The following is a 25,123-nucleotide window of genomic DNA, read 5'->3' as shown; positions in this document are numbered from 1 at the left end:
ATTAAAAGCTAAGTTTCACGGTTGCACCGATGGTACGAGGCTGACCTAAACTAGCGAGAACAATACCATTAGAAGAATTCCATGTATTGGTCACATAGGTCTCATTGGTGAGGTTTTTTACCCATAGCGCAACATCCAGTTCATTTTCACCAATACGGTGTCGTGCACCTAGACTCGCATTTGTTAATCCATAGGCTTTGATAACACTGTACGGATTATTATCTAAAGAGCCATATGACCAATCTCGCCAAGCATAACTTCCTGAAACATAGGGCTGCCAGTTATTATGCTCAGCTAAGTCATAACGGAAATTGAAATTTGCAATCCACTTCGGTACGCCATATACACGTTCTCCAGACAGATCTTGTGTATTTACGCCTGTTGGAATGCTGATATTGGATGGAGCAGGCGCATTTTTGTATTCTGTATAAGTAGTATCGTTAAGAGAACCATTAAAATTGAGTGTAAGGCGACGAATAGGTTGATAGGTTGCATCGAGTTCAATCCCTCGGCTGCGTACTTTACCTGCATTTGCTAATACACTCACGACAGAGTTGCCGACTTGTTCATAGCTTGTGGTTTGATAGTCAGAAACATCAATCCAGAATATATTGCTATTAAGCCGTAAGGTATTATTAAGAAAATTCTGTTTTAATCCAATTTCATAGTTATCTGCTTTTTCAGGATCAACCTTTAACGAGTTAGCACCCGCTGCTGGTGCAGAACCAATGCTTAGGTTAAAGCCACCTGATTTCTCGCCGTGTGAATACGTTGCATAGGCCAGTGTGCTCGGATTTAAACGATAGCTGCCAGTCAGTAAGCCAGAGTAACTTAAACCATGTTGCTTCAGTTCACCTGAGTCGTATGCGCCGAGTTGGGCATTTAGTAAATTACGCTCTGCCACACTTAAACCCGAAATTGGAGTACCCCCAATAGGGTCGGTTCTATAGATACTGGCAGATTTATCTTCATAGGTAACCCGTGCACCTGTGGTGATGTCTAGCTTCGGTGTCGCATGCCATGTACTTTGGCCAAATACAGCTGAGCTTTTTGTCTCAGTTGTTCCATATGAATATGAGTCTCGATTATTCAAAATATTCGATTGACCATTGGCAATTAAGGTTCTTACGCTCGGAACGTTGTAAAGATAAAATGCATCCGCCTTATCTCCATATAAAGAGAAAGTCGTATTGTCTAAATGCTGCTGAAAGTAATATAAGCCTGTCACCCAATCTATTTTCTGATTCCCAGCCGATGTTAGACGTAGCTCTTGAGAGTACTGTTTATCTCGAACCGAAACACCACCATTAATCAAGGCATTTGAGCTAATAAAATCACTGTTGGTAGGGGTAAAGTTCCAAAAGCGGTATGCACTAATCGACGTAATTTTTTTACCGCTATCTAGCGACCAATTGGCTTCTGCCGATCCACCACCTTGCTCAACAGACATGTGTTGTGGGGCATCTGAATGAATCTGTTTGTCTTTCCAATTGGTGTAAAGATTTTTGGCACCTGACTGTGTGGCATTTTCTAAGTAACGATTGTAGTTATTTCCATATACGGTACTGTTAAACGTTGGCCCAGCGTAGTACACGACCATCGCGCCTTGATCATCATCTTGTTTGTTGTAATCTGCAATTAAACGTAAATTAAAATTCTCTTGCGGCTTCCAGAGAATTTGACCGCGAACACCTTCGCGATCTGTATTGTTATAATCTTTACCATTATAGGTATTATGAATAAAACCATCTTGAGTTGTTTTATAAAATGAGAGTCGGCCTGCTACATTTTCGGATAGTGCATCTGAAAACGTTCCTTTAGCCTGCAAATAATTGCGTGAGCCAAAAGAAATTTCAGCAGAATGGTCTGGGTCGAAGGTAGGCTGTTTTGAGCTAATGTTTAATAAGCCCGCCGTGGTATTTTTACCAAATAATGTCCCTTGTGGCCCGCGTAATAATTCGAGTTGAGCAATATCTAATAAATCAAACACAGCCATGCCGGGACGACCTAAGTAAACATTGTCCAGATAGACCCCAACACTAGCTTCCAAACCATCACTGGCTGGGTTATTACCCAAACCCCGAACCGCTACACTAGATTGACGTGGGTTCAAGAAAGCAACATTAAGGCTGGGTAGGGCTTGTTGTAGATCTTCAAGTTTACTGAGTTTTTGTGTTTCCAGTGTTTTGGCACTTAAAATACTAATTGGTGTTGGAACATTTTGCGCTTTTTCTTCACGTCTTCGTGTCGTCACGATAACATCAGCAAGCTGAATAACATCATCCGCTTTACTGTTTGACTGTGAATTTGATGTACTGGCTTCCGTTACCACTGTCCCTGAAGTAGGGGAAGTGTCCTCAGCATAGACAATAGATGAATATCCTGCACACCCTATAAGTGAAATAAACAGACTTTGCGTGATTTTATTTAAAACTAATCTTTTTCTCTTGAAATGAAAGGTGTGCTTTTGAACTGACATTAATGACTCCATTTTGTGTTTTCTTTGTGATGATTTTAATTTTTATGTAATTGAACACTGTCATTATCAGTACAAACTTAAGTTTATATTTTGATGATCTTATCTTTATATTTAATAGTAATTTTTTTAAACATAGGCCTTTTAAAATATTGTTCAGGCAGCAAATTTAAAAGCCAGCATTAGGTGCTGGCTTAGTTCAATCAGTTGATACTAATCTCTTCGTTATTTTTATGCTTCAAACGGTTCTAGCTGATCATTCTGTAATAATCTTCGTTGTTGCACATTTTCGATCACACCATTTTCTTTGACATAATTTGCCCATTCTTTGAGTAATTCATCGAGCTTTTCTGGATATTGTTTTGCCAAATCCTGAGTTTCGCCTTTATCATCTTTAAGGTTATATAGCTGCCAGCGATTCGGGCCATTTGGCGCAGGGATGAAGAGCGCTTTCCATTCTCCTTTGCGCAGAGCCTTTTGACCAAACAACTCCCAACCAGTGACATGATCTTCACTGTGAATATGATCTTGTTGTACTTGTAAATACGGCAAGATAGAACGTCCACGCAGTGGCACCAATTGACGACCTTTATACACCTGACCAGGATGCTGAATATTTAAATAATCCAGTAGGGTTGGTAGTAAATCCATGACCGTCAAAAACTCGTGACTAATCTGATTTTGGCGTTTAAACCCTGCGTAGTGAATAAAAGAAACTGTTCTAATTCCACCTTCGCTAGTATGTGCTTTATAAAGGCGAGCAGGAGCAGTGGCTGCTTGTGCCCAATGTTCTCCGTACCAAACATATGAGTTTGCTCGTCCAATATTATCAATACTGTTGTCGTAATATTGCTCGATAATTTCATTAAGTTGACCGCCAAAGACAGGTAGAGCTTCAAGTTGAGCGCCTTCTGCACCATTGTCTGATAGAAAAATAACAATGGTATTGTCTAATTCCCCTCGATCTTTAAGGTATTCGACTACACGTCCAACGTTTTGATCCATACGATCTACCATGGCCGCATAGACTTCCATAATTCTTGAGGACTTGTCGCGTTGTTCTTGAGTAAGATTTTCCCAGAATGGAGTTCTAGCGAGGACAGGGTGAATCGTTGTTTCTGCATCTACCAATTGAAGTTGCTTGAGTTTCTCAAGGCGCTGTTCACGCAATTTAACGGGGCCATCCGCATAACGTCCTTTATATCGATCGATATCTTCCTGAGGTGCCTGCAGTGGCCAGTGAGGTGCAGAGAAAGGTAAGTATGCAAAAAAAGGACGTCCTTGTCGTGCTTCATCATCTTGTAAAAAGTTTAGAAGGCGAGTGGTAAAATAATCGGATGAATAAAATCCTTGTGGTAGTTCTTCCGCAAACTCATCATCTTCTGCATATAGTCCTTTTGTGGACTTAAGTAAGCGTGGAATTTGGTCTTCTGGAATATCTGCTTCAAATAGATAATGATTGGCTGCACCAGGTAATAGTGCAAAAGAACGTTCAAATCCTTTTTCAATTGGAAAATATTCTGGCTTTAGACCCAAATGCCATTTTCCAGACATAATGGTGTAGTAACCCGCATCTTTTAATAATTCTGGTAATGCGGCAACTTTGTTATTTAATACACCTTCGTAGCCTTCTTTACCTTCGAGTTCTGGGGTAAGGGCCTCTGCCATGGTCCCTAAACCAGCTAAATGATGGTCAGTGCCTGAAAGTAACATCGCACGAGTGGGGGAGCAGGTTGACGCCGTATGAAAATTAGTCAGTCTTAAGCCGTTTAATGCTAATTCATTCAAATGAGGTGTATTGATTTCTCCGCCAAAAGCACCTAAATCTGAAAAGCCTAAATCATCTGCCACAATCAATAAAATATTAGGTTGGTTTTTGATATTTACATCTGTCATGTTTTATCCAACAAAGCGACTAAAATGCTTAGTGTAAATATGACAAATTTTTATTCTGTTTCTATTCTGACAGTTATCTCCTAATAAAATCATATCATTATGATAAAAGCAGATATATCAAAGAAACTTAGTGGTACTGTTGAACTGATGAGTCTGTGCAATATCGCTTAGCTTTTCAAAGTCTAAAATAAAGATTTGGTTATATTTAACCTCAATGATGTTTTGGTTCGAAAGCGCTGCTAGTTCTTTATTAATGCTTTGTCTTGAAGTCTGCAAAAGTTCTGCCAGATTTTCTTGACTCAATTTGAGATTCAGTAAAATTTTATCTTTATCCTGATAGGAATGATAATCCACTAGAAAAACTAGTTTTTTAGCAAGACGAGTTTGCAATGTTTCAGTTGAATAAATGAAATTTTGTTCACGATTTAGTTGTGTTCTTACACAGATTAATTTCAACACCATAAACAAAGCATCTGCGTTATTTCTGATGACATCCATAAACAATTGGCCAGGAAGGTTGGCAATTACCGTTCTACCTTGTGCAATATGGTCGTGAAGTAGGGGTTGACCCGTTACGATCGGAACAATATTGATTAATGTACCTGAGGGCACAAAAATATCGGTGTGATATTTGCCTTGAGATGTGCTCCAGCCAAGTTTAAGTGCGCCTTCAAGCAAAATATTGATATCAGTGCACGGATCATTCTGATTGTATATCGTTTGATTATGATAATACTTTCTTATTTTTAAATGCTGAATAAGTGTAGATTTCTCTGTATTAGATAAAGATTGAATAACCTGATAATTTTCTAAAATACGAATACTTTTATGAATAAATTCATTCGTTATAATTTGATGATCAGAAGATTGCCCGCCGTCAAAATCATTCTGATATTTTGAGATAGGATTCCTGAACTCGATAATTGATGATGCTTTCATGATAAATCAGAGATATAAACTAAGATTTTAAACAGCTTATCAGAGTTAAAATTTATTCAAATTTCAAAAAAATATAATTTCATATTTAATTTTCATATGTGCGTGTTATTAATTATTTAAATATCAAAATAATTTTTTACGTGATGGATTGTCTCTGAAATAACAGAATATGCCGCCGTTTTTGATAAAAATTCAGTCATATATTATGACAGGAAATTAACATGACAACATTTATTCAGAAACCAGCACAACAACTACAAGTTAAAAAATTAACTGGTCGAATTGGGGCTGAAATATCAGGCATTCATTTAAGCCCTGAGCTTGATCCATCAACCGTTCAGTTTATACATGACGCTCTATTAGAGCATAAAGTACTCTTCTTTCGTGGCCAGCAACATTTGGGAGACACCGAACAAGAGAAATTTGCAGAATTGTTTGGTTCACCCGTTAAACACCCAACAGTACCCGCAGTGGATGGCACAGATTTTATTTTTGAACTTGACTCACAAAAAGGTGCACGAGCTAATTCTTGGCATACTGATGTTACTTTTGTGGATGCCTATCCCAAAATTAGTATTTTAAGAGGTCTCATCATCCCTGAAACAGGTGGTGATACAACTTGGGCAAATACCGAAACTGCTTATGAAGATTTGCCTGAACTTTTAAAGCAATTTGCTGAGCAGTTGGTGGCTGTACATTCAAATGAATATGACTATGGTGGACCAAAACAAAATGTCGAGCCGGAACAACTAGAAAGACTGAAGAAAATTTTTGTATCCACCAAGTATGAGACAGAGCATCCAGTAGTCGTGGTACATCCAGAAACTGGCAAGAAAAGTCTATTACTGGGGCATTTTTTCAAACGGCTTGTAGGATTCAGTCAAAGTGATTCACAGCTTTTATTTAATATTTTACAAGAAAAAGTAACGCGACCAGAAAATACCGTGCGCTGGCAATGGCAGGAAGGAGATGTGGTAATTTGGGATAATCGCTCTACGCAGCACTATGCAGTTAACGATTATGGCGATCAACATCGCGTTGTCCGCCGAATTACGCTTGCAGGTGAAGTAACCACTGGTGTCCATGGCTTAAAGGGTAAAACCACATTACCCAAAGATTTATCAGCAGAACAACTCGAAAAAGCCAAGCTTCATGCTGTTTTAAATGCCAACTAAATACCACTTTAAACATGCAGAACGTCACTGTCGTTAAGCAGTGACGTTGTATATGTTGTTGAGAAAAATGATATGGCCACACTATCAAAACGTAATCGATTTATCTGGATTATTCCTGCGCTTATTTTTATTGCTCTGCTACTGTTTATTTTCAAACCATCTTCATCAGCACCATCAAAAACAACAAATCAGACTGAAAACATTGTAAAAATTCGAATTGCTGTACCTGATCTAAGTAGTAGTGAAAGACACAGCAGCGGCACACCCTTAGTTGATTATGTATATTTAAATCAGCTACTTGAAAAAGAATTCGCAAAGAAAAACATTCAGGTTGAATGGCATTTTTTTAAAGGTGCAGGGCCTGTAATTAATGAAGCCTTGGCCAATAAGCAATTAGATTTTGCTTTTTTAGGTGACTTAGCAGCCATTATTGGCAAATCGAATCAAATCGATACCACGTTACTGGTAGCAACTGGACGACATATAGATGCTTATTTGGGTGTTCTGCCAAATAAAGGATATACCAGCCTAGAGCAGTTAAAAGGTAAACGAATTGCGATTTTTCAAGGAACTGCCATGCAGTTATCTTTTGATCAATATATCGAGCGATATGGCTTTACTGAAAAAAATTTCCGCATTATTAATTTAGATCCTGTTGCGGCCAATGCTGCACTTGCAGCTAAGCAAATTGATGCAAGCTGGGGTTTAATGCCAATTCTGGCGCTAAAACAGCAGAAAATTGTAGAGGTTCCGCTGAGTACTGGACAGCGGCAGGATGGAGCTGGGACAATTCAGTCAGGTCTGGTGGGTCGTAGTGAGTTTATTAAACAACATCCTGAACTTGTCCAAACACTGGTCAATACAGTTTTACAATCAGCGCATTGGGTTTCACAGCCTGAAAACAGGGACAATGCTCTTCAACTCGTAACTCAAAATGCAGGATTACCTAAAGAACTCTATGCATTGAGTCTACAAGACAAAGCCTTAAAAACAGTTTTTTCACCACTTTTAGATGACTACTATCTTGGGCATCTACAAGAAGGTGTACAAACTGCATTAAAGGCCAAGCTGATAAAACGCGATGTTGATGTAAAACAATGGCAAAATGCTGAGTTTGTCGAACGAGGGATTCAACAGTTGAATTATGTCAATTATTGGAACTCTTCAAAATAAAATTATTAAATGAAGCGGCTATGCAAAAAGACCTTAATCGAGGTCTTTTTTATCATCTACTTAACATTGTCTTATGAGTTTAGCCTTCGCTATATCGTCAGCAAGTTCTCATCGATTTATATAAACAATATTTATTGAGTGAGATTACATTGGGACAACTACTGTCATATTTGCGCAAGAATGTGCTGGGCTTGTCGCAAGAACAATATGCTGCTTTAGTCGGGATAAGTCGTCGAACATTAACTGATATTGAGCAGGATAAAAGTAAACTTACTCAATCAGTTTTAGATAAGGTGTTTAAGCCACTGGGTTTAAAAACAGGTCTTGTACCTACGCATGAACATATTGTTGGAAAAATTATAAAGCCATCTGAATGAGTGATTAACTTGGTAAACGATTAAAATTCAAATAGAACACTAAGGTGATAACTTATAAAATATTTGGTTCATGAACCTAGCTATAAATACATATTTTCCTACTAAAAAAGTCTTAAGAATAGACTAAATTTGTCTAGGAGAGTGGTGGCATTCCACCACTAATTAAAATGTAGAGGCTAGGGTTTTGATAGCTACGATTTCTGTTTAGCTTTTTGGCGTAAAACATACAAATATAAGTTTTCTACTTTTTCACGTGCCCATGGTGTGGTACGTAAGAATCGCAATGATGATTTAACACTTGGATCTATACAAAAACATCTAATTTCAATTTTACGATTTAAGCCTTCAAAGCCACCGTAGTAATCCAATAACTCATCCAAAATGTCAGCAAGTTTTTTGCCGTGTAAAGGGTCATTAGAGGCATTCATAATAGATCAACAATATTTTGGGAATCCATTATTATAACCTGAGCTAGTTGGAAAATGAGAGGGATTGCGAAAACACATCCCGAAGCGTATTAGGTTGTAATTGATTATCGAAACTGGCTGATTAAAGAAATTTATAGTTTACTGTTGATGAAGATGCTTTGAAACAAGATGAACAACACATGTATTATAACATTTTTTATGTGTATGTAAAGGTTGTTTTAAAAATTTTTACTTAACTTTCAATGGGATATGAAATAATCAATGCGTTCGAATTTAGCCTAAGCAAAATAATAATATTGATGTTCAAAAGGCTATTTAGGGGAAAAAACTATATATCGGCCAGTAGACACAAAATACAGCCCAATAAAAATAAAACTGGTAAGTAGCTTAAGTATTCTAGCTAGGGGAACCATAAAATTGTAATTACGTTTTCAAAAAGCTGCCTAGAGAATTATTCTGGTTAAGATTAAAAATAGGGTTAAGCCAGTTTAAGTCGTTAAGAGTGCCATGGGTTAGTAAGTTGGTTGAGCAACAGATACCAAGCTAAGAATTTACTGTAGTAAAGAATAAACGGCGTAGCAGCAACGTAGAGTAGCCAGAGTCTTATATATGGTAGATTTCTAAATATCTTATTTAACATAATATACATTATACGAACAATCGTATAATTCCAAATTAAGTATTTGATAATATTAAGATTTTAGCTCTGTAGTTTTCTTTTCTTCTAGCTGTAACGCCTTAGCATCACCACTAGTACGATAAAAAATATTGCTGTCCATTGATGACAATGTCACTGGAATAAAGATTTCTTTATTCAGATAACACTTATAAAACTCAACTAAATGATGATGATCTTCATCAAGTTTAACTGCCTGTGAACATCGCACCATTTCCTCAAGTCCACGGTCGAATTTCTCTGATTGCAAAATTAGATGAATATTCTGTGCCTTTGTCGCCAGCACGTGCATCTACTTTGAGTAATTTGCCTTTAAAGATATTGTATTTAAATACTATTATGCTTTTCTCTAGCCTCTATTTCTACTTGATATAATTTAATCTTAAAAATATCGCGCATGTTTATACTGTAAAAAGAATTTTAAGAACCCTGAAAAGTTAAAATAACCTTTTGTGCCTCAATATATTTAAAATGTGTGATGAATTTCAACTTATTGAGGGTTTGATAATTGTGTTTAATAAATAAAATGAATTTATTTTTCAATTTATAAATAAAAAGCTAAATAATTCACATTTTAAATAAAATTAGTATCTTTTTTCTCTGTAATTATCTTGCAAAGTAAATACTAAAATCACAAAAAATAAATTACATATTTATTAAATGTTTAATTATATATTATTAATTATTTTAATTTTATTCTATTTCTTATTTTAAATTTATATCATAAATATCAATAACTTGAGTTAAAAATAAACAATTTTTAAAGTGTTGTGATTATTATGTTTCTTAATATGTTTTTAAAATTCTAACTATTACATTATTTAAAACATTTAATGTGATTTTCGTCACGTCAAAATTAATATTTTTTCTTCATTTAAACTTAATGATTGTTTTTAAATTAAAAATATTGTATCAAATAGATATAAACTATTTTATAAATAGGCATATAAAATGAAAAATAATATATTTAAACTTCTTATTCTGATGGTGCTTTCCACTTCCCCATTATTTTGTTATGCAAATAACACAATAATGATAAGAGGAAATATTGTTGAAGATACATGTTCAACAGAACATAGCGAGATAGAATGTGTTGAGGTAAATAATTTAAATATTAAACTTGATAGTGAATATTTAAACAAAAGTAGTCTTTCTAACTTAGCTCAACATACTGAGAAAATGGATACTAGCATTGAAAGCATAGGTTCTAATCACAAAGTCGTGGTTATCAACTATCATTAACTTATAGGCATAGTATTTGAGGCTATTCCTACAATAAGCATGATTAAAGAGTGATTTGTCGAACTGATCGCACATTTTGATGATTTAAAGGATGAGTCACTCTTTTTTATAAAAAATGACTATTTGTATGTTTTCTCTATATACATGTGCATAATTTATTCTATATAATTGTATTGTAAGAATTTAAGCTTCTTTTTCACATAAATTGTTTAATTCTTTTCTATTTACATAGTGTTCTTATGTAACTTACTTATCTCTGTATCTCTTCTTTTTTAGAAAAAACAAAAATTATTTATAAACAGCTATATAGCCTGTAAAAGGCTGTCTTGAAGCATTTATTTTCAGTGTGATTTAATTTTTATTATGAAAAAATAATGTGATCTAGTTTGCATTTTGTTTAAGAAGTGTTAATATCGCCGCATTACTTTTCAAGATGTCAAACACTGGAAAAGTAAGGAAATAAACTTTTATCCAGACTTTTGAGAAAACACTATGAAAAAACTTGCTTTGATCGCTGCTCTTTCGGTTGTAGGGATTGCGAATGCTCAAGCTGCTGATGGTACAATTACAATTAATGGTTTAGTTACAGACAAAACTTGTGACATCGTTACTCCAGCTGGTAAAGACTTCACAGTTACTCTTCCAACTGTTTCTAAGCAAACTTTAGCTGTTGCTGGGGATGTTGCTGGTCGTACTCCTTTCCAAATTAAATTAGCTAACTGTTCTGAAGGTAAAGTAGCTACTTACTTCGAACCAGGTGCTAACGTTGACTTTAATACTGGTCGTTTACTTAACAAAGACGCTACTGGTGCTAAAAACGTTAACGTTCAACTTTTAGGTAGCAACAACAACTTCATCCCAGTTCTTGCTGCTGGTGCAAACGGTGCTCAAGCTAACTCTCAATGGGTTGACGTAGCTGCAGCTGGTAGCGCTGACCTTAACTACTATGCTGAATACTATGCAACTGGTGCTTCTACAGCTGGTAAAGTAAATACTTCTGTTCAATACACAATTATCTATCAATAATTATTGATAGTGGGGTTTCTATGTCCGCATAGAAACCCTCTTTTTGTGGCGCTTTCCCGAATCTTTCTTGGTTGAGAATTCTGAAATGAAATTGAACAGTTATAATTTTTTGTTAGGTTTAGCATTTGCTTCAACAGTTGTAGCACCTGCTACTCAAGCAGAAATTGTAATCCATGGCACTCGTGTAATTTATCCGTCGGATGCTAGAGAAGTTACGCTACAAGTTAGCAATAACGGTTCAAAACCAGCTCTTGTTCAAGCTTGGCTTGATGAAGGCGACTCAAAAAGCACTCCGGATCAATCAAAAGTTCCTTTTATGATTGCTCCCCCTATTTCTCGTGTTGAAGCTACAAAAAGTCAGACTCTTCGTATTACTGCTTTACCAACTGCTTCTCAGTTAAATCAGAAGCAAGAAACGGTTTTGTGGTTAAATGTTTTGGATATTCCTCCAAGACCAACTTCAAAAACTGAAAATACGACGCCTGATAATTTTCTGCAATTGGCAATTCGTTCACGCATTAAATTCTTCTATCGTCCAGCTTCAATTAAAGATGATGCGAATTTAGCTGCTGATAAGCTTCAATGGGTTAAATCTGGTCAAAATTTAACGGTAAAAAATCCAACTCCTTTTCATATCACAATGACTTCTGTTTACCAAAAGGCAGGTGATAAAAAAGTTGATTTATTACCTCAAGGTTTAATGATTAAACCTTTTTCTGAAGAATCTGTTCAGCTTAAGAATGGCAATCTTCAAGATATGAGTTTTATGAATGTCAATGACTATGGTGGTCGAGTCGAACACCAAATAAAACTTCAGTAATCAGATTTATCTTTTTAATAAATTTAAGCACCTATTATGTGAGTAGGCGGACTTAGCTATGCCAAAAAAAAGGCAAGAATCTTATAAATTATTAAAACGCCATATTTGTTACTACTTGGCTTCTGGTGTTGTCACAATGACAATGCCTGTATTCGTGCACGCTGAAGAAACAGTCGCGAGTGCTCCTGTAGAAGCTGAATTTGATTCTGCTTTTTTAATTGGTGATGCTCAAAAAGTTGATATTTCTCGTTTTAAATACGGTAATCCTGTTTTACCAGGTGAATATAATGTTGACGTTTATGTAAATGGCCAATGGTTTGGCAAACGCCGTATGTTTTTTAAAGCATTAGAATCAAATAAAAATGCTGTAACCTGCTTTACGGGAAATACTCTTGCTGAATATGGTGTAAAACAAGAGATTTTAGCGCAGCATGCTCCTCTTCAAAAAGAAAATAGTAGTTGTTATAAAATTGAAGAGTGGGTTGAAAATGCATTTTATGAGTTTGATAACTCTCGCTTACGCGTAGATATCTCGATTCCACAAGTTGCTTTGCAAAAAAATGCGCAAGGCTATGTCGACCCAAGTTTATGGGATCGTGGAATTAATGCTGCTTTTTTATCTTATAACGGTAGTGCTTACAAAACATTTACTCAGTCTAATGATCAAAGCGAAACAACAAACGCGTTTATGGGTGTGACTGCTGGACTAAATTTAGGTGGTTGGCAATTACGTCATAATGGTCAATGGCAATGGCAAGACACTCCTGCCGAAAATCAATCTAAATCAAGTTACGAAGAAACAAGTACTTACTTACAGCGAGCATTCCCGAAATATCGTGGTGTTTTAACACTTGGGGATAGCTTTACAAACGGCGAAGTATTTGATTCTTATGGCTATCGTGGTATCGACTTCTCAAGTGATGATCGAATGTTACCAAATAGTATGTTGGGCTATGCTCCGCGTATTCGTGGTAATGCCAAAACCAATGCAAAAATTGAAGTTCGTCAACAAGGCCAACTTATCTATCAAACAACGGTAGCACCAGGTAACTTTGAAATTAATGACCTTTACCCTACTGGTTTTGGTGGCGAGATTGAAGTTTCTGTTATCGAAGCAAATGGTGAAATACAAAAGTTTTCTGTGCCTTATGCATCTGTTGTGCAGATGCTACGCCCTGGTATGAATCGTTATTCTTTAACTGTAGGTCAGTTCCGAGATTCAGACATTGATATTGACCCTTGGGTTGTTCAAGGTAAATACCAACAAGGTATTAATAATTACCTAACAGGTTATACAGGCATACAAGCAACTGAAAATTATGCCGCTGTATTGTTGGGTGCTGCTTTTGCTACGCCAATTGGTGCGATTGCACTTGACGTTACACATTCTGAAGCTGAGTTTGAAAAACAGTCTTCACAGTCAGGGCAAAGTTTCCGTTTAAGTTATAGCAAGTTGATCACTCCGACTAACACAAACTTAACGCTAGCAGCTTATCGTTACTCAACAGAGAACTTCTATAAATTACGTGATGCTCTACTGATCCGTGATTTTGAAGAAAAAGGTATTAATACTTACTCTGCTGGTCGCCAACGTAGTGAATTCCAAATCACCTTGAACCAAGGGTTACCTGAAGGTTGGGGTAACTTCTATGTAGTGGGTTCGTGGGTTGACTATTGGAACCGTAGCGAAAGTACTAAACAATATCAGCTTGGTTATAGTAATAATTTCCATGGCTTAACTTATGGTTTATCTGCAATTAACCGTAAAGTTGAATATGGTTCAACGAATCAAACACACGATACTGAATATTTAATGACATTATCGTTCCCGATTGATTTCAAAAAGAATTCGGTTAACGTCAACGTTACTGCTTCTGAAGACAGCCGTACTGTTGGTGCAAGTGGAATGGTTGGAGATCGCTTTAGTTACGGCGCTTCAATGTCGCATCAGGATTATGCGAATCCATCATTTAACGTAAATGGTCGTTATCGTACTAACTATACAACTGTTGGTGGTTCTTATAGTGTGGCTGATTCTTACCAACAAGCAATGGTTAGCTTAACTGGTAGTGTGGTTGCACACTCAGAAGGTATTTTATTTGGACCTGAGCAAGGCCAAACGATGGTACTTGTGCATGCTCCAGAAGCTGCCGGAGCAAAAGTTAATAATGCCGTTGGTTTAAGCGTGAATAAGGCTGGTTATGCAGTAGTTCCTTATGTAACTCCTTACCGTCTTAATGACATTACCCTTGACCCACAAGAAATGTCGAGCGAAGTAGAACTTGAAGAAACAAGTCAACGTATTGCACCTTTTGCTGGCGCAATTGCTAAAGTAGATTTTGCGACTAAAACTGGTTATGCAGTTTATATTAATAGTAAAACTGTAGATGGCAACAGTTTACCGTTTGCAGCTCAAGTCTTTAATCAGAAAGATGAAGCTGTCGGTATTGTTGCACAAGGTAGTATGATTTACTTACGTACTCCACTTGCTCAAGATCGTCTCTATGTGAAATGGGGTGACGAAAGCAATGAACGTTGTTCGGTTGAATACAACATCAGTAATCAGTTGCAAAATAAGCAACAAAGCATGGTAATGACTGAGGCTGTCTGCAAATGAAAAGAATATTATTAACAGGTGCTCTATTTACTGCTGGTTTTGGTGTGTATGGTGAGGCTAATGCTGCATGTACCATGGTTAACTATAAAGCAAATGATGTGCTAATGGCGGTGGGCCGTGTCGTTGTGCGTCCTAGTGATCAAGTCGGTGCTATTTTAAGAAAAGCGACTTTTCCTATTACTCGGACTACGACACAAGCCAATAATTGTGATAGCCGAGATGTAGCAGTTGCGGAATTAACTCAAGCTTATCCATTAAGTTCTTTAGGCAATAGTATCTATACCACGAATATTCCCGGCATTGGTATTCGCCTCTATCGTGAAGCAGAGAATAATGCCAATTTTTCTGGTTATTACCCATATCAACGTACTGGCATTTCAGGTAATCGTTACTTAGCAGATGGCTATTTTGTGGTGGAAATTATTAAAATTGCTCCACAAACCGGTTCTGGAACATTAGTACCAGGCAGATATAGTAGTTATTATATCCGTGGTTTTCCAAATCAACCTTTTTTAACAAGTACTGTTAATGCTAATGCGATTACCATTGCGTCATCTTCATGTGAAATCCAAGGTAATATTAACAAAGTTGTACAGCTTCCAACCGTTACAAAGGCTGGCTTCAAAGGTGTTGGTTCTACTCAAGGTGAACAAACCTTTGATATGAACATTCTCTGTAATGGCGGTATCAACCCTACTGGCTACGAAGAGAAAAACCTCATTAGTTTAACTTACGACTTTACACAAGACGGCACAAATAATCAGGTACTGGCAAATACTGCTGCCGCATCTGAAAAAGCAAATGGTGTGGGCGTACAATTACTGTGGAATTATCAAAATAAAAATCAAGTCATCAAAAAAGGTGACAAATTAGCCCTAGGTACATTGTCTTCTAATCAGACACTTCAATATAACGTACCGATGACTGCTCGCTACTACCAAACAGCAACAAATGTGACTGCTGGTAAAGTACGTGCAATGGCTACTGTAACTATTGAATATGATTAATCATATTCAATAGTTTATAAACCTAATAATTTCAAATATTTAAAAATTAATAATAAGTTTTACTTTATCAATATTTTCTCAAAATTTAATACTTAACGCGATAGGAATATTTTATGAAAAAAATAGGCATAGTTGCCGTTAGCGCTATTACATTATGTTGGGCAATGTATGAGGTATCTTCTGACAATACCAATACAGTAACGCATAGTGAGTCTAGTCAAAAAGTAGCATCTAAAAGCATTTCATCAACGGCAAAGAATGAAAAATTAGCGTCTCAAACCCTCTTGGCTAAAACAAATTCCCTTAATTCTGCCCCAGTCTGCCAATATAATTTTAATGCAACTCAACAAGATTATGATCTATGGAACAGTGAACACCCTGAATATTTTCCTATGAAAATATTTCCATTGATAAATGGTCAAAAATTTGGTTTTAAAGTGGAGCCTGTCACGGAAGATAATTACGGTTATCTTGATTATAATGCAAAAAGTAAGGCAAAAGTGAATTCAACGAGTTATGAAGGTGATTTTTTATTACCTAGTAAAGGTATTATTGCTCTTGAAATGCAGCTTAAAGTGCCTACACTTTCTTCGAGCACCTCCTCTTACTCAACTGACATTAGTTTTACTGGTATAACAGATAATAACTATACAATTAGATCATTTTATAATTTTATTATTGGAGGACATGATCCTGATTTTGGTGAGAATCCTCCTAGTTTATATTATAGCTTAGTATCGGAAGTGGGAGATTATGAACTTATTGATAGATACTCTAAAAATAAGAAAATGACAGATAACACAAATGAATATCAACGCTTAGGTGTTTACATTAATCAGGATACTAAGCAGGTTGGATTTATTTTCAATGGTGTTGATGAAGGATATCAATTTAAATTACCTGGTGCACTACAGAAAGTAGCTTTCTCAATGAATGGAAATATAAATATTCTTTCTACAAATTTATTTGGACAAGAGTTCTCGAATGAACTCATTACTGACCGTAATGCGCTACAATATAACTATCCTCAGGGTACAACTGACATGTGCGGTAATGCCATTTAAGATATAAAATCATAAGTCGTAAAAAAGGGCTGAATCACAGCCCTTTTTATTTTATTTAAAAATGAATCACGGTACGAATTGATTTACCTTCATGCATTAAATCAAAAGCAGTATTAATGTCTTGTAGAGGCATAGTATGCGTTACAAAAGGTTCAAGTTGGATTTCACCTTTCATGGCATCTTCAACCATTTTTGGAAGTTGCGAACGGCCTTTAACACCACCAAAAGCGGTACCTAACCATTTACGGCCTGTAACCAACTGGAATGGACGAGTTGAAATTTCTTGACCTGCACCAGCAACACCAATAATGACTGATTGTCCCCAACCGCGATGTGCACACTCTAAAGCTGAACGCATAACATTGACGTTACCAATACATTCAAATGAATGATCTACGCCCCAGCCGGTCATTTCTACAATGACTTGTTGAATTGGTTTATCGTAATCTTTAGGGTTTAAGAAATCTGTAGCACCAAACTGCTTAGCAAGTTCAAATTTATCTGGGTTTGTGTCTACCACAATAATTTGTCCTGCTTTGGCTTGACGTGCACCTTGTACAACAGCCAAACCAATACCGCCTAGGCCAAATACAGCAACCGAATCACCTTCTTGTACTTTAGCTGTGTTATGCACGGCGCCAATGCCTGTAGTCACACCACATCCAAGTAAACAAACTTGTTCGTGATTAGCCTCAGGATTGATTTTAGCTAAAGATACTTCAGCAACTACTGTATATTCACTAAAAGTTGAACACCCCATGTAATGGTAAATCGGTTCGCCATTATATGAAAAACGTGTGGTTCCATCTGGCATTACACCTTTACCTTGTGTTGCACGTACTGCAACACACAAGTTGGTTTTTCCAGATTTACAAAATAAGCATTCTTTACATTCAGCGGTATAAAGTGGAATAACATGATCGCCTGGTTGAACGCTCGTTACGCCCTCACCGACTTCAACCACTACACCTGCACCTTCATGGCCTAAAATTGCAGGGAAAACACCTTCTGGGTCATCGCCTGATAGAGTGAAAGCATCGGTATGACATACCCCTGTATGGGTAATTTTTATTAAAACTTCACCCGCTTGAGGTGGTGCAACATCAACTTCAACAATTTCTAAAGGTTTTCCTGGGGCAAAGGCGACAGCTGCACGAGATTTCATCTTTGGGTTTCCTTTAAATCATTCGGTATTTATAGTCGAGCAAAATAGATTATGTAACAGTAATACAAGAGATTAATTTTGCTTAAATTAAAATTGGCTTTCATGACAATCCATCACAGCATAGCCAGTCAGGTAAGTCTAAGCAAGCCTATGTTTCAAAAAGAAGAAAACCTCTTACTTGAAGAGGTTTTCTATCAAATCACTTATCTTATAAACGGCTTATGTTTACTTATAGGTAAATATCTGGTGGATACGGTGTGTTATCACTAATTGGTGAATAAAGCGTATTTTCAACAAAGAAGCCATTTGGGGCTTGAGTGGTATCGATCGTAATCGAATCAAACATGACTTGTGGGTATGCCCAGATAAATTGCTTCATTAAACCCAGAGAAACATTATTTTTCATGTCACCAAAAATTCGTTGCCAGATCGGTGTTCGATAAGGTTTAGTTTTATCAAAGCCATAAATATAGGCAATAGATGCATCAGGAACAAATCCTGATAAATAAACGACTTTATTTGCAGGATAGCCCAGACCCTGTATAGGTATTTGAGAAACTGCCTGATGTGCCAAGTCTAAGCGAGCTTCTAAAAGCCAATCATAAGCTTCGGTCATCATGTAATCAAAATTAGGATATGAATAGTGCGTGCTTGGATAGTTAATATAAGTTGCTAGCGTTTGAATTGGAGATTGAATCGAAGGAAAGAAAATAAGTGGGCTAACTTTGGCTGTTGAATATTTTGCTTTGATAACAGAACGAATGTTTTGGCAGGTTTGCCCTAATTTATTTCTAAGCCATGTTTTAAACTCATCATAAGGAGTTCCTGTTTTATTCATGGCCTCATAAATTGTACCTAAATCTGGTGCATATAAACCTGTATCTGCATTAAAAGCCAGTTTTGTTGGATAGTCATACACACATGGTAGATTCGTGTCAGTGTTGTACCACCACCAAGGTTCACCAATCTGCATGTTTACATCACATCCCCCGACAACCATTGTATCTGCAAACTCAATAAAGACTTTATGTAGATATGCCAAAGCATTTTGGTCACTTAAACTAAAAAAATAACTCGGTGGTTGGTAGCCTGTTTTACCCAAATTACTATTCCAGTCACGCTGTGCCCAATACTCATTGGCCCCCAAGGAATACATTTCAAAGCTGACCCCAAAGATAGGCTGCATACTGGCGTTATGCAAAGCCTGAGCATATTTCTCATGCCATTTACGGGTACATGAGTTAACAACAGCTTCGCCCGTCACCAACGTATCAGGTATTTGCCATTTATTAATATCGCTTTTCCATTTCATTTCAGGGTAATGCGACATTCCACAATAATGGTTAACCAAACCTTGATATCCCAAATTGACCATATTGTTGACTAGGCGCTGCGGGTTTAAATCGTAATGGTCGTCATAGCTGGTACAGATGCCATAATTGTGCTGAGGTACAACAATACGGCTCAAATTTAACTTCGCATTTGTTCCTATAACAACCGAGTTGGTCAGTCGAATATAACCATCTTGGGGCTGACTTAAAGGTGTAGCTGATTGGCCATTATATTGACTGGTAAAACCAGAAAAAGAAATTCTCTGAATATTGGTGACGGGAAAGCTATCTGTCGCAGAAAAACCAGCTTTCACCGTATCCCAATTAATATGGATATGCGCTGTACGAGATGAAGGATTATTTGCGTAGTTAAACAAGATGACATATGCAATTTTATCTATGCCATTCTCATTATAGTACACCGTTAAAGTCGGTGTTAAACTCGCATTGTTAAGCACAGGCATCGAAGCCGACAATTCAATATCGAAGTCCCAAATTACCCCTGCATAGCTGTATTTAGTTTCATAAGCTAAAAATTTATGATCTTTAGTGTCATAAGAGTCCCATGTAATTCCTACCAAATCATTTGCCATGCGCGACCTAAAAGATGCTTCAAAACCATTTCCATAATTAGTAATGGCAAAAGACATCGTTTGCGGGCCGTCTATTCTCCAATAAATAGGGCTAAATCGATCAATAAGTGTATTTTGAGTGATTGGATGAGGTGATGAATTAGAATTATTTTGCACATTTTGTCGATTAGTTATCATGTCGTCATTCTCTTAATGTATTAAGAAGTTTTATATTAAATAATAATTCTTATTTTATTGTTCAGATAAGTAACAATGACGTTTAAATTATTTACAGTTAATATTTTTTATAAAGCTCAAAATAAACTTAAACAAGAACTTTTAATATTATCTTAAAATATTTTTTGCCCTAAGGAGATAATAGATGTCAAATTTTATGCAGCCTATACATTTTAGGGTGTTGTTTGTATTTACTCCTCTTGTGTTTGCACTAACAGGTTGTAGTGAAACTTTACATTCCCAAAGAACCATACCAATAAAGACCTCTTCAGAAAGCATCGCTTATCCAGAAGTTGATACCGTTTTAGGGGAAAAGCTACAGCCTAATGAGGATGTGTTAGCCCAGAACATAGCTCAAGTCATTGAAAAGTCAATTCGTGAACAATATACGGCGGGAAATGCTTTACGTGATGCGCATCCTAAAGCACATGGGTGTGTGCGAGCTGAATTTCATGTCTCAAAAAATATACCTGCTCAGTTCGCTAAAGGCATTTTTATACCAGACCAAAGTTATCAAGCATGGATTCGCTTTTCCAATGCTTCTAATGACGCCTCTAGTGCTGACATTGACAAAGATGCGCGTGGCATAGCGATAAAGCTTTTAGGTGTATCTGGAGAGAAAATTTTAGAAAGTGAAAAGCAAGCAACTACTCAAGATTTTATTATGATTAATCACCCTGTCTTTTTTGCGAATGATGCTAAACGATATCTTTCTTTTATAAATGATGTGAATAGCCATAATATGATTAGAAAACTTCATATTCCATTTGCCTTAGGTTTTAAAGGAACAATGAATGCACTCGGAGCACGTAATTCAAAAATTGCAAATCCACTCTATGCGCGTTACTGGTCTATGGTTCCCTATCAGTTAGGCCTAGGTAATGATCGACAAGCAGTTAAATATTCGGTACGTGCTTGCTCAGTGACAGCAAATAATCTACCTAAAAATCCTAGTCATGATTTTTTAAGAGAAGCTTTAAAAAATACTTTACAGCAAACAGATGCCTGTATGGAGTTCCTTATTCAGCCCCGAACTTCAAGTCAAATGTTAATAGAAGACTCGATGACAGAATGGGATGAGAAAGCGGCTCCTTTTTATCAAGTAGCGACTATTCATATTCCAAAGCAGAATTTTGATACGCCCGAGCAAAATAAGTTCTGTGAAAATTTGTCTTTTACGCCGTGGCATGCCTTACCTGCACATAAGCCATTAGGTGCAGTAAACCGAATGCGTAAAGTCATTTATGAAAATATAAGCAGGGTTCGACATGATATGAATTCCGCACCTAGACAAGAGCCTTAAATACCTTATTCCTCTCGGTTTAACATTTAAGTAATCTTGTCTTACTAGGAGCAATTTTTTATTTAATGACTTCTTTACTGGTGTCTATGGTGATTCGATCAATGAAATCTGCCAGCCATAAAATAAAGTCATCTTCATTTTTATGTTTTGGAATCAAGCTTATATCTACTCTAATGAGTAATTCAATTTGCACACTAACAACAGCCCCTTCGAAGTTCACAAAGTTATATAAAAATTTTAATTCTGTACCGGCAATCGCTTTTTCAATTTCTATAATTAAATTATTTAAGTCTTTAAAGTAATTGCTTGAATGTTTGTTTTTAATATTTTTATTAATTTTTTCTGCTAATAATAAGTATTTTGGCATTTTTATCTCCTTATTAATTATTTATAAAATATAAGTATAAAATTGTAGTTGTAAAAATAAATTTATAATTTTTATTAAGATTGTTGCTGTTTTTTAATTTTAATTGATAAATTATGAATATCATAACTATTTATTGTTTTAATAATGTGATCTGGTTTTAATTTTATTCCGATTAAATTGGTAGGTATTTTAACAGTCAGCTAAAAATTTATATTTAATAAACTCTATATTTTTAAAATATTAAACATTTTAAAAATCACTATTAAAAAACCGCCCCAGAAGGCGGCTGCTGAATTTACAGCGATATATAGAAGTGTAGTGGACGATCACTTCTATATTTTTTTAAACTTATTTTTCTTCTTTTATAATTTTAGTAAAGGCATCTGACTTGAAATAATTAATAATCATCTCTCCATCATCACCTGTAGATGAGGATACTTTAGGAGGCTCTTCATAGTTAAACTTAAAGTCTGGAGGGATAAATTGTGAGATCGGTGGAAGCTTGGCCTCTCCTCCTGTTGTAATTCTTTCAATAAAACCTGCGAGCCAAAGAATATATTCATCTTTATTTTTATGGTTAGGCATGAGGCTCATATCCAACTTAATCGCACACTCTTCTAACGGCTTGGTTAAGCACTCATCAAAATCTATAAAATTATATTTAAGTTTAAACTTGGTTCCTTTAATTTCCTTACGAATTACACCAACCAAATGATTTAAGGTCTCTGCTGAGCTTTCTGAAAATAAATTTTTGTCCTCAATCTTTTTGTACACATTCTCAGCGATGATTAAATATTGTGGCATCTCTATTTTCTCCCTTTTATTGTTTAGCTACTCACTCAGCCTTTTAAGGAAGTATGATAGATATCATGTTTTCTAATGTAATTGTTGTGCTGCCAATTGTAATTAATGTGTGTTTGTGAAATCTGAAAGCATAGCTATTCCTAAAAATTAAAGATAACGCAAAGCAAGTCTCTTTTTAGAGAAAATTATTCTAATCAAAAAATATTTTTAGTTCATCTAAAGTTGGAAGCTGGTTATAAGATTCATCTGCTTCTATTGTGTTAGCCCAGTTTGACTTTGAAAACACGCAAAAATTAAGTTTTTTTAGCACAAGAATGTCTTTATCTAATAAGCCTAATGGTATCCACATAAAATGTGTATTTCCAACTAGGTTGGGTACTGGCGATCCACATTTACTACAAAATGAAGATGTGAAACCTGTTTCCTTTTTATAAGTACGAATAAGTTCTAAACCTGATAACCATTTAAATTTGTCTTTACCGACTAAAGTAGCTGCGTTTGATCCCGTTCCCGATTGTTTTCGGCAGAGACTACAGTGGCAGTGATAGATAGTCTCTATCTCGTTGGTAATTGAAAATTTGACTTCATTACATAGACAAGAACCCATATGACTCATCTCGAGCATCCTTAAAAAATAATATTGAATATAGCATTAGGTTTAAAACGGTTAAATTTAACTTTATATTTTTAAAAGGCTATGTTTTCTTAGAAATACCTATAAAAATAAGGAATTGCTAGTGTTGAGGCTTGGCACAATGCATTTATAAGGGTTAATATGAATTTTGACATATAAATTGAATATAAGAATGCTCTGATAGGTTTAACTTGGATGCAGATTAAATGCTTACATGATCAATCAGCTATATCAGCAGTACAGTACTATAGCTTCAAGTGCTTGGGGCTTTACGGATTTACCCTCTTATACAGATACATACGATCCTAATGAGAATGATACAGTGACGAATAGCTTTAATTGGTTGAATGATGAGCAAGCTACAGAAAAAACAGAACAAGGATTAACTGCTTTTGTGGCATTAGATGATGCCTTTATTAGCATAGCTTCTCGTATGTATCTCATTAGAAATGCAAAAGAAAAAATCGATTTACAATATTATATTTGGACAAATGATTTTGTTGGAAACTTAATGCTGCATGAGTTACTAACGGCGGCAGATCGTGGCGTAAAAATCCGCTTACTCATCGATGATCAAAATGGAGTAAAGCTTGATGGAGTTCTAAGAAGCCTTCTCCACCATCCTAATTTTGAAATTCGATTATTTAATCCATATAAATTTAGATATTTAAGAATTTTAGACTATATTTTTCGTTTCAAAAAAGTAAACCATCGCATGCATAATAAATTAATTATTGCAGATGGAGCGATTGCTGTAACAGGTGGTCGAAATATCAGTAGTGAATATTTTGATGCAAGTAGTAAGTTTCAATTTACTGACCTAGATATTTTATTTTATGGACATACGGTACAGCATGCCCAGACTGTCTTTAATGATTTCTGGCAAAGCGAGCTAAGCCAAGATGCTACTGAGCTTATCGGAACTTGTGCTGTCCACCACCTACAATCGTTACGACAGCACTATCATGATTTAATTCATGAAAGTGAAAATCATACTCAAACCGAAGATAAGCTTTACGATGCTCAAACCTATTTAAAAGAACTTCTTGAGCACTATCCAATTCAGTGGGCAAAAGCGTATTTTGTTGCGGACTCACCCAAAAAAATCTTGGGAACAGCCTCTAAACAAGACATGCTTTATGGACAAGTTCTGGCCATTATGGGTGAACCGAAGCAGCATATAGAATTAGCTTCTGCTTATTTTGTTCCTACACAACAGGGCGCGTATTATTTAAAACAGCTAAAAGTACAAGGAGTTAAAGTCAGGGTTTTAACCAATTCTTTTGCTGCAAATGACGTGGCGATTGTGCATGCATTTTATAGTCAATATCGAGTCGAAATGCTCAAAAGCGGTGTAGAACTATTTGAGTTTAAGCCATTTTTAGAACGTAGACGTAGAACATGGTATGAAGTTGTGACTGGAAGCGTGATCCCTGCAAAAGGCAAAAATAAATCGAGTTTACATGCCAAGTTTTTTGACGTAGACGGTAAAGTATTTATTGGTTCATTTAATTTTGATCCGCGTTCGACTTACTTAAATACTGAAGTGGGTCTTGTTATTGAGTCGAGTCAATTACAGGCTCAAGTTTCGGTGATGCTTGATCAGCATTTACCACAAGTTGCTTATCAGCTTAAGTTAAATAGTGAAGGAAAAATTATTTGGTTAGATTATCAATCTAATGGAAAAGTTATTGAATATGAAAAAGACCCAGATACCAGCCTTTTCCAACGCACAATGATTAAAGCCGTTTCATATTTGCCAGTTGAATGGATGATGTAACAGCACTTCAATTT

The 25,123-nt window shown here is 36.0% G+C and carries 21 protein-coding genes and 1 pseudogene; 12 read left to right on the top strand and 10 right to left on the bottom strand.

Annotated features, from left to right (window positions below):
* Position 1: 1 nt before the first annotated feature.
* From MKL38_RS03260 to MKL38_RS03250, 3 genes are all read right to left on the bottom strand, one after another.
* Positions 2–2,491, bottom strand: coding sequence for a TonB-dependent receptor (locus MKL38_RS03260; RefSeq protein WP_270902466.1), 2,490 nt, complete (start codon positions 2,489–2,491; stop codon positions 2–4).
* A 216-nt stretch (positions 2,492–2,707) separates the two neighbouring features.
* Positions 2,708–4,372, bottom strand: a complete 1,665-nt coding sequence (locus tag MKL38_RS03255) for an arylsulfatase (protein ID WP_270902465.1) — start codon at positions 4,370–4,372, stop codon at positions 2,708–2,710.
* 117 nt (positions 4,373–4,489) lie between these two features.
* Positions 4,490–5,311 (bottom strand): Crp/Fnr family transcriptional regulator, encoded by an 822-nt coding sequence (locus tag MKL38_RS03250; protein WP_004701544.1) that lies wholly within the window; start codon positions 5,309–5,311, stop codon positions 4,490–4,492.
* A 221-nt stretch (positions 5,312–5,532) separates the two neighbouring features.
* Between MKL38_RS03250 and MKL38_RS03245 the strand changes: the two genes are divergently transcribed.
* The 3 genes from MKL38_RS03245 to MKL38_RS03235 all read left to right on the top strand — a co-directional run bounded on the left by MKL38_RS03245 (position 5,533) and on the right by MKL38_RS03235 (position 8,036).
* Positions 5,533–6,486, top strand: a complete 954-nt coding sequence (locus tag MKL38_RS03245; RefSeq protein ID WP_270902464.1) for a TauD/TfdA dioxygenase family protein — start codon at positions 5,533–5,535, stop codon at positions 6,484–6,486.
* Between the two features lie 72 nt (positions 6,487–6,558).
* Complete coding sequence (locus MKL38_RS03240; RefSeq protein WP_270902463.1) at positions 6,559–7,659, top strand: ABC transporter substrate-binding protein; 1,101 nt, start codon at positions 6,559–6,561, stop codon at positions 7,657–7,659.
* Between the two features lie 110 nt (positions 7,660–7,769).
* Positions 7,770–8,036: a helix-turn-helix domain-containing protein gene (locus tag MKL38_RS03235; RefSeq protein ID WP_270902586.1), complete on the top strand. Its 267-nt coding sequence runs from the start codon at positions 7,770–7,772 to the stop codon at positions 8,034–8,036.
* Between the two features lie 191 nt (positions 8,037–8,227).
* On the opposite strand, the gene MKL38_RS03230 is transcribed toward MKL38_RS03235, so the two are convergent.
* On the bottom strand, positions 8,228–8,464 hold the full coding sequence (locus MKL38_RS03230; RefSeq protein WP_004642834.1) for a VF530 family DNA-binding protein: 237 nt from the start codon (positions 8,462–8,464) through the stop codon (positions 8,228–8,230).
* Between the two features lie 63 nt (positions 8,465–8,527).
* On the opposite strand from MKL38_RS03230, the pseudogene MKL38_RS03225 reads away from it, so the two are divergent.
* A pseudogene (locus MKL38_RS03225) lies at positions 8,528–8,611 on the top strand (TetR/AcrR family transcriptional regulator); the annotation flags it as partial.
* A gap of 545 nt (positions 8,612–9,156) precedes the next feature.
* Here MKL38_RS03225 and MKL38_RS03220 read toward each other — a convergent pair.
* Complete coding sequence (locus MKL38_RS03220) at positions 9,157–9,426, bottom strand: hypothetical protein (protein ID WP_270902462.1); 270 nt, start codon at positions 9,424–9,426, stop codon at positions 9,157–9,159.
* Between the two features lie 665 nt (positions 9,427–10,091).
* Between MKL38_RS03220 and MKL38_RS03215 the strand changes: the two genes are divergently transcribed.
* From MKL38_RS03215 to MKL38_RS03190, 6 genes are all read left to right on the top strand, one after another.
* Positions 10,092–10,382 carry a hypothetical protein gene (locus tag MKL38_RS03215; protein ID WP_045432360.1) on the top strand — a complete coding sequence of 97 codons (291 nt, stop codon included), beginning with the start codon at positions 10,092–10,094 and terminating at the stop codon, positions 10,380–10,382.
* 492 nt (positions 10,383–10,874) lie between these two features.
* Positions 10,875–11,408, top strand: a complete 534-nt coding sequence (locus MKL38_RS03210) for a fimbrial protein (RefSeq protein ID WP_000731817.1) — start codon at positions 10,875–10,877, stop codon at positions 11,406–11,408.
* 85 nt (positions 11,409–11,493) lie between these two features.
* Positions 11,494–12,228, top strand: a complete 735-nt coding sequence (locus MKL38_RS03205) for a fimbrial biogenesis chaperone (RefSeq protein ID WP_045432364.1) — start codon at positions 11,494–11,496, stop codon at positions 12,226–12,228.
* A 58-nt stretch (positions 12,229–12,286) separates the two neighbouring features.
* Complete coding sequence (locus MKL38_RS03200; protein WP_270902461.1) at positions 12,287–14,845, top strand: fimbria/pilus outer membrane usher protein; 2,559 nt, start codon at positions 12,287–12,289, stop codon at positions 14,843–14,845.
* Positions 14,842–15,852 carry a fimbrial protein gene (locus MKL38_RS03195; protein WP_270902460.1) on the top strand — a complete coding sequence of 337 codons (1,011 nt, stop codon included), beginning with the start codon at positions 14,842–14,844 and terminating at the stop codon, positions 15,850–15,852. The genes MKL38_RS03200 and MKL38_RS03195 overlap by 4 nt, the downstream gene beginning before the upstream one ends.
* Positions 15,853–15,965: 113 nt before the next feature.
* Positions 15,966–16,916 (top strand): DUF4882 domain-containing protein, encoded by a 951-nt coding sequence (locus MKL38_RS03190; protein ID WP_270902459.1) that lies wholly within the window; start codon positions 15,966–15,968, stop codon positions 16,914–16,916.
* Between the two features lie 55 nt (positions 16,917–16,971).
* Here MKL38_RS03190 and MKL38_RS03185 read toward each other — a convergent pair whose 3' ends face one another.
* Both MKL38_RS03185 and MKL38_RS03180 read right to left on the bottom strand, forming a co-directional pair.
* Complete coding sequence (locus MKL38_RS03185) at positions 16,972–18,081, bottom strand: S-(hydroxymethyl)glutathione dehydrogenase/class III alcohol dehydrogenase (protein WP_003651772.1); 1,110 nt, start codon at positions 18,079–18,081, stop codon at positions 16,972–16,974.
* A 229-nt stretch (positions 18,082–18,310) separates the two neighbouring features.
* Complete coding sequence (locus tag MKL38_RS03180) at positions 18,311–20,182, bottom strand: non-contractile tail sheath protein (protein WP_270902458.1); 1,872 nt, start codon at positions 20,180–20,182, stop codon at positions 18,311–18,313.
* 184 nt (positions 20,183–20,366) lie between these two features.
* On the opposite strand from MKL38_RS03180, the gene MKL38_RS03175 reads away from it, so the two are divergent.
* Complete coding sequence (locus MKL38_RS03175; RefSeq protein ID WP_270902457.1) at positions 20,367–21,524, top strand: catalase family protein; 1,158 nt, start codon at positions 20,367–20,369, stop codon at positions 21,522–21,524.
* 58 nt (positions 21,525–21,582) lie between these two features.
* Here the strand turns inward: MKL38_RS03175 and MKL38_RS03170 are convergent, their stop codons facing one another.
* The 3 genes from MKL38_RS03170 to MKL38_RS03160 all read right to left on the bottom strand — a co-directional run bounded on the left by MKL38_RS03170 (position 21,583) and on the right by MKL38_RS03160 (position 23,320).
* Positions 21,583–21,891 (bottom strand): hypothetical protein, encoded by a 309-nt coding sequence (locus tag MKL38_RS03170; protein ID WP_198495805.1) that lies wholly within the window; start codon positions 21,889–21,891, stop codon positions 21,583–21,585.
* A gap of 348 nt (positions 21,892–22,239) precedes the next feature.
* A complete protein-coding gene (locus tag MKL38_RS03165) occupies positions 22,240–22,695 on the bottom strand; it encodes a hypothetical protein (protein ID WP_004642822.1) in 456 nt (151 codons plus the stop codon).
* Between the two features lie 190 nt (positions 22,696–22,885).
* Positions 22,886–23,320: a GFA family protein gene (locus tag MKL38_RS03160; RefSeq protein ID WP_270902456.1), complete on the bottom strand. Its 435-nt coding sequence runs from the start codon at positions 23,318–23,320 to the stop codon at positions 22,886–22,888.
* Between the two features lie 223 nt (positions 23,321–23,543).
* On the opposite strand from MKL38_RS03160, the gene MKL38_RS03155 reads away from it, so the two are divergent.
* Complete coding sequence (locus MKL38_RS03155; RefSeq protein ID WP_270902455.1) at positions 23,544–25,109, top strand: phospholipase D family protein; 1,566 nt, start codon at positions 23,544–23,546, stop codon at positions 25,107–25,109.
* Positions 25,110–25,123: the final 14 nt, after the last annotated feature.

Source organism: Acinetobacter sp. AOR14_HL, assembly GCF_027855175.1.
Classification (GTDB): domain Bacteria; phylum Pseudomonadota; class Gammaproteobacteria; order Pseudomonadales; family Moraxellaceae; genus Acinetobacter; species Acinetobacter calcoaceticus.
This window is presented reverse-complemented; position numbering and strand designations above follow the sequence as displayed.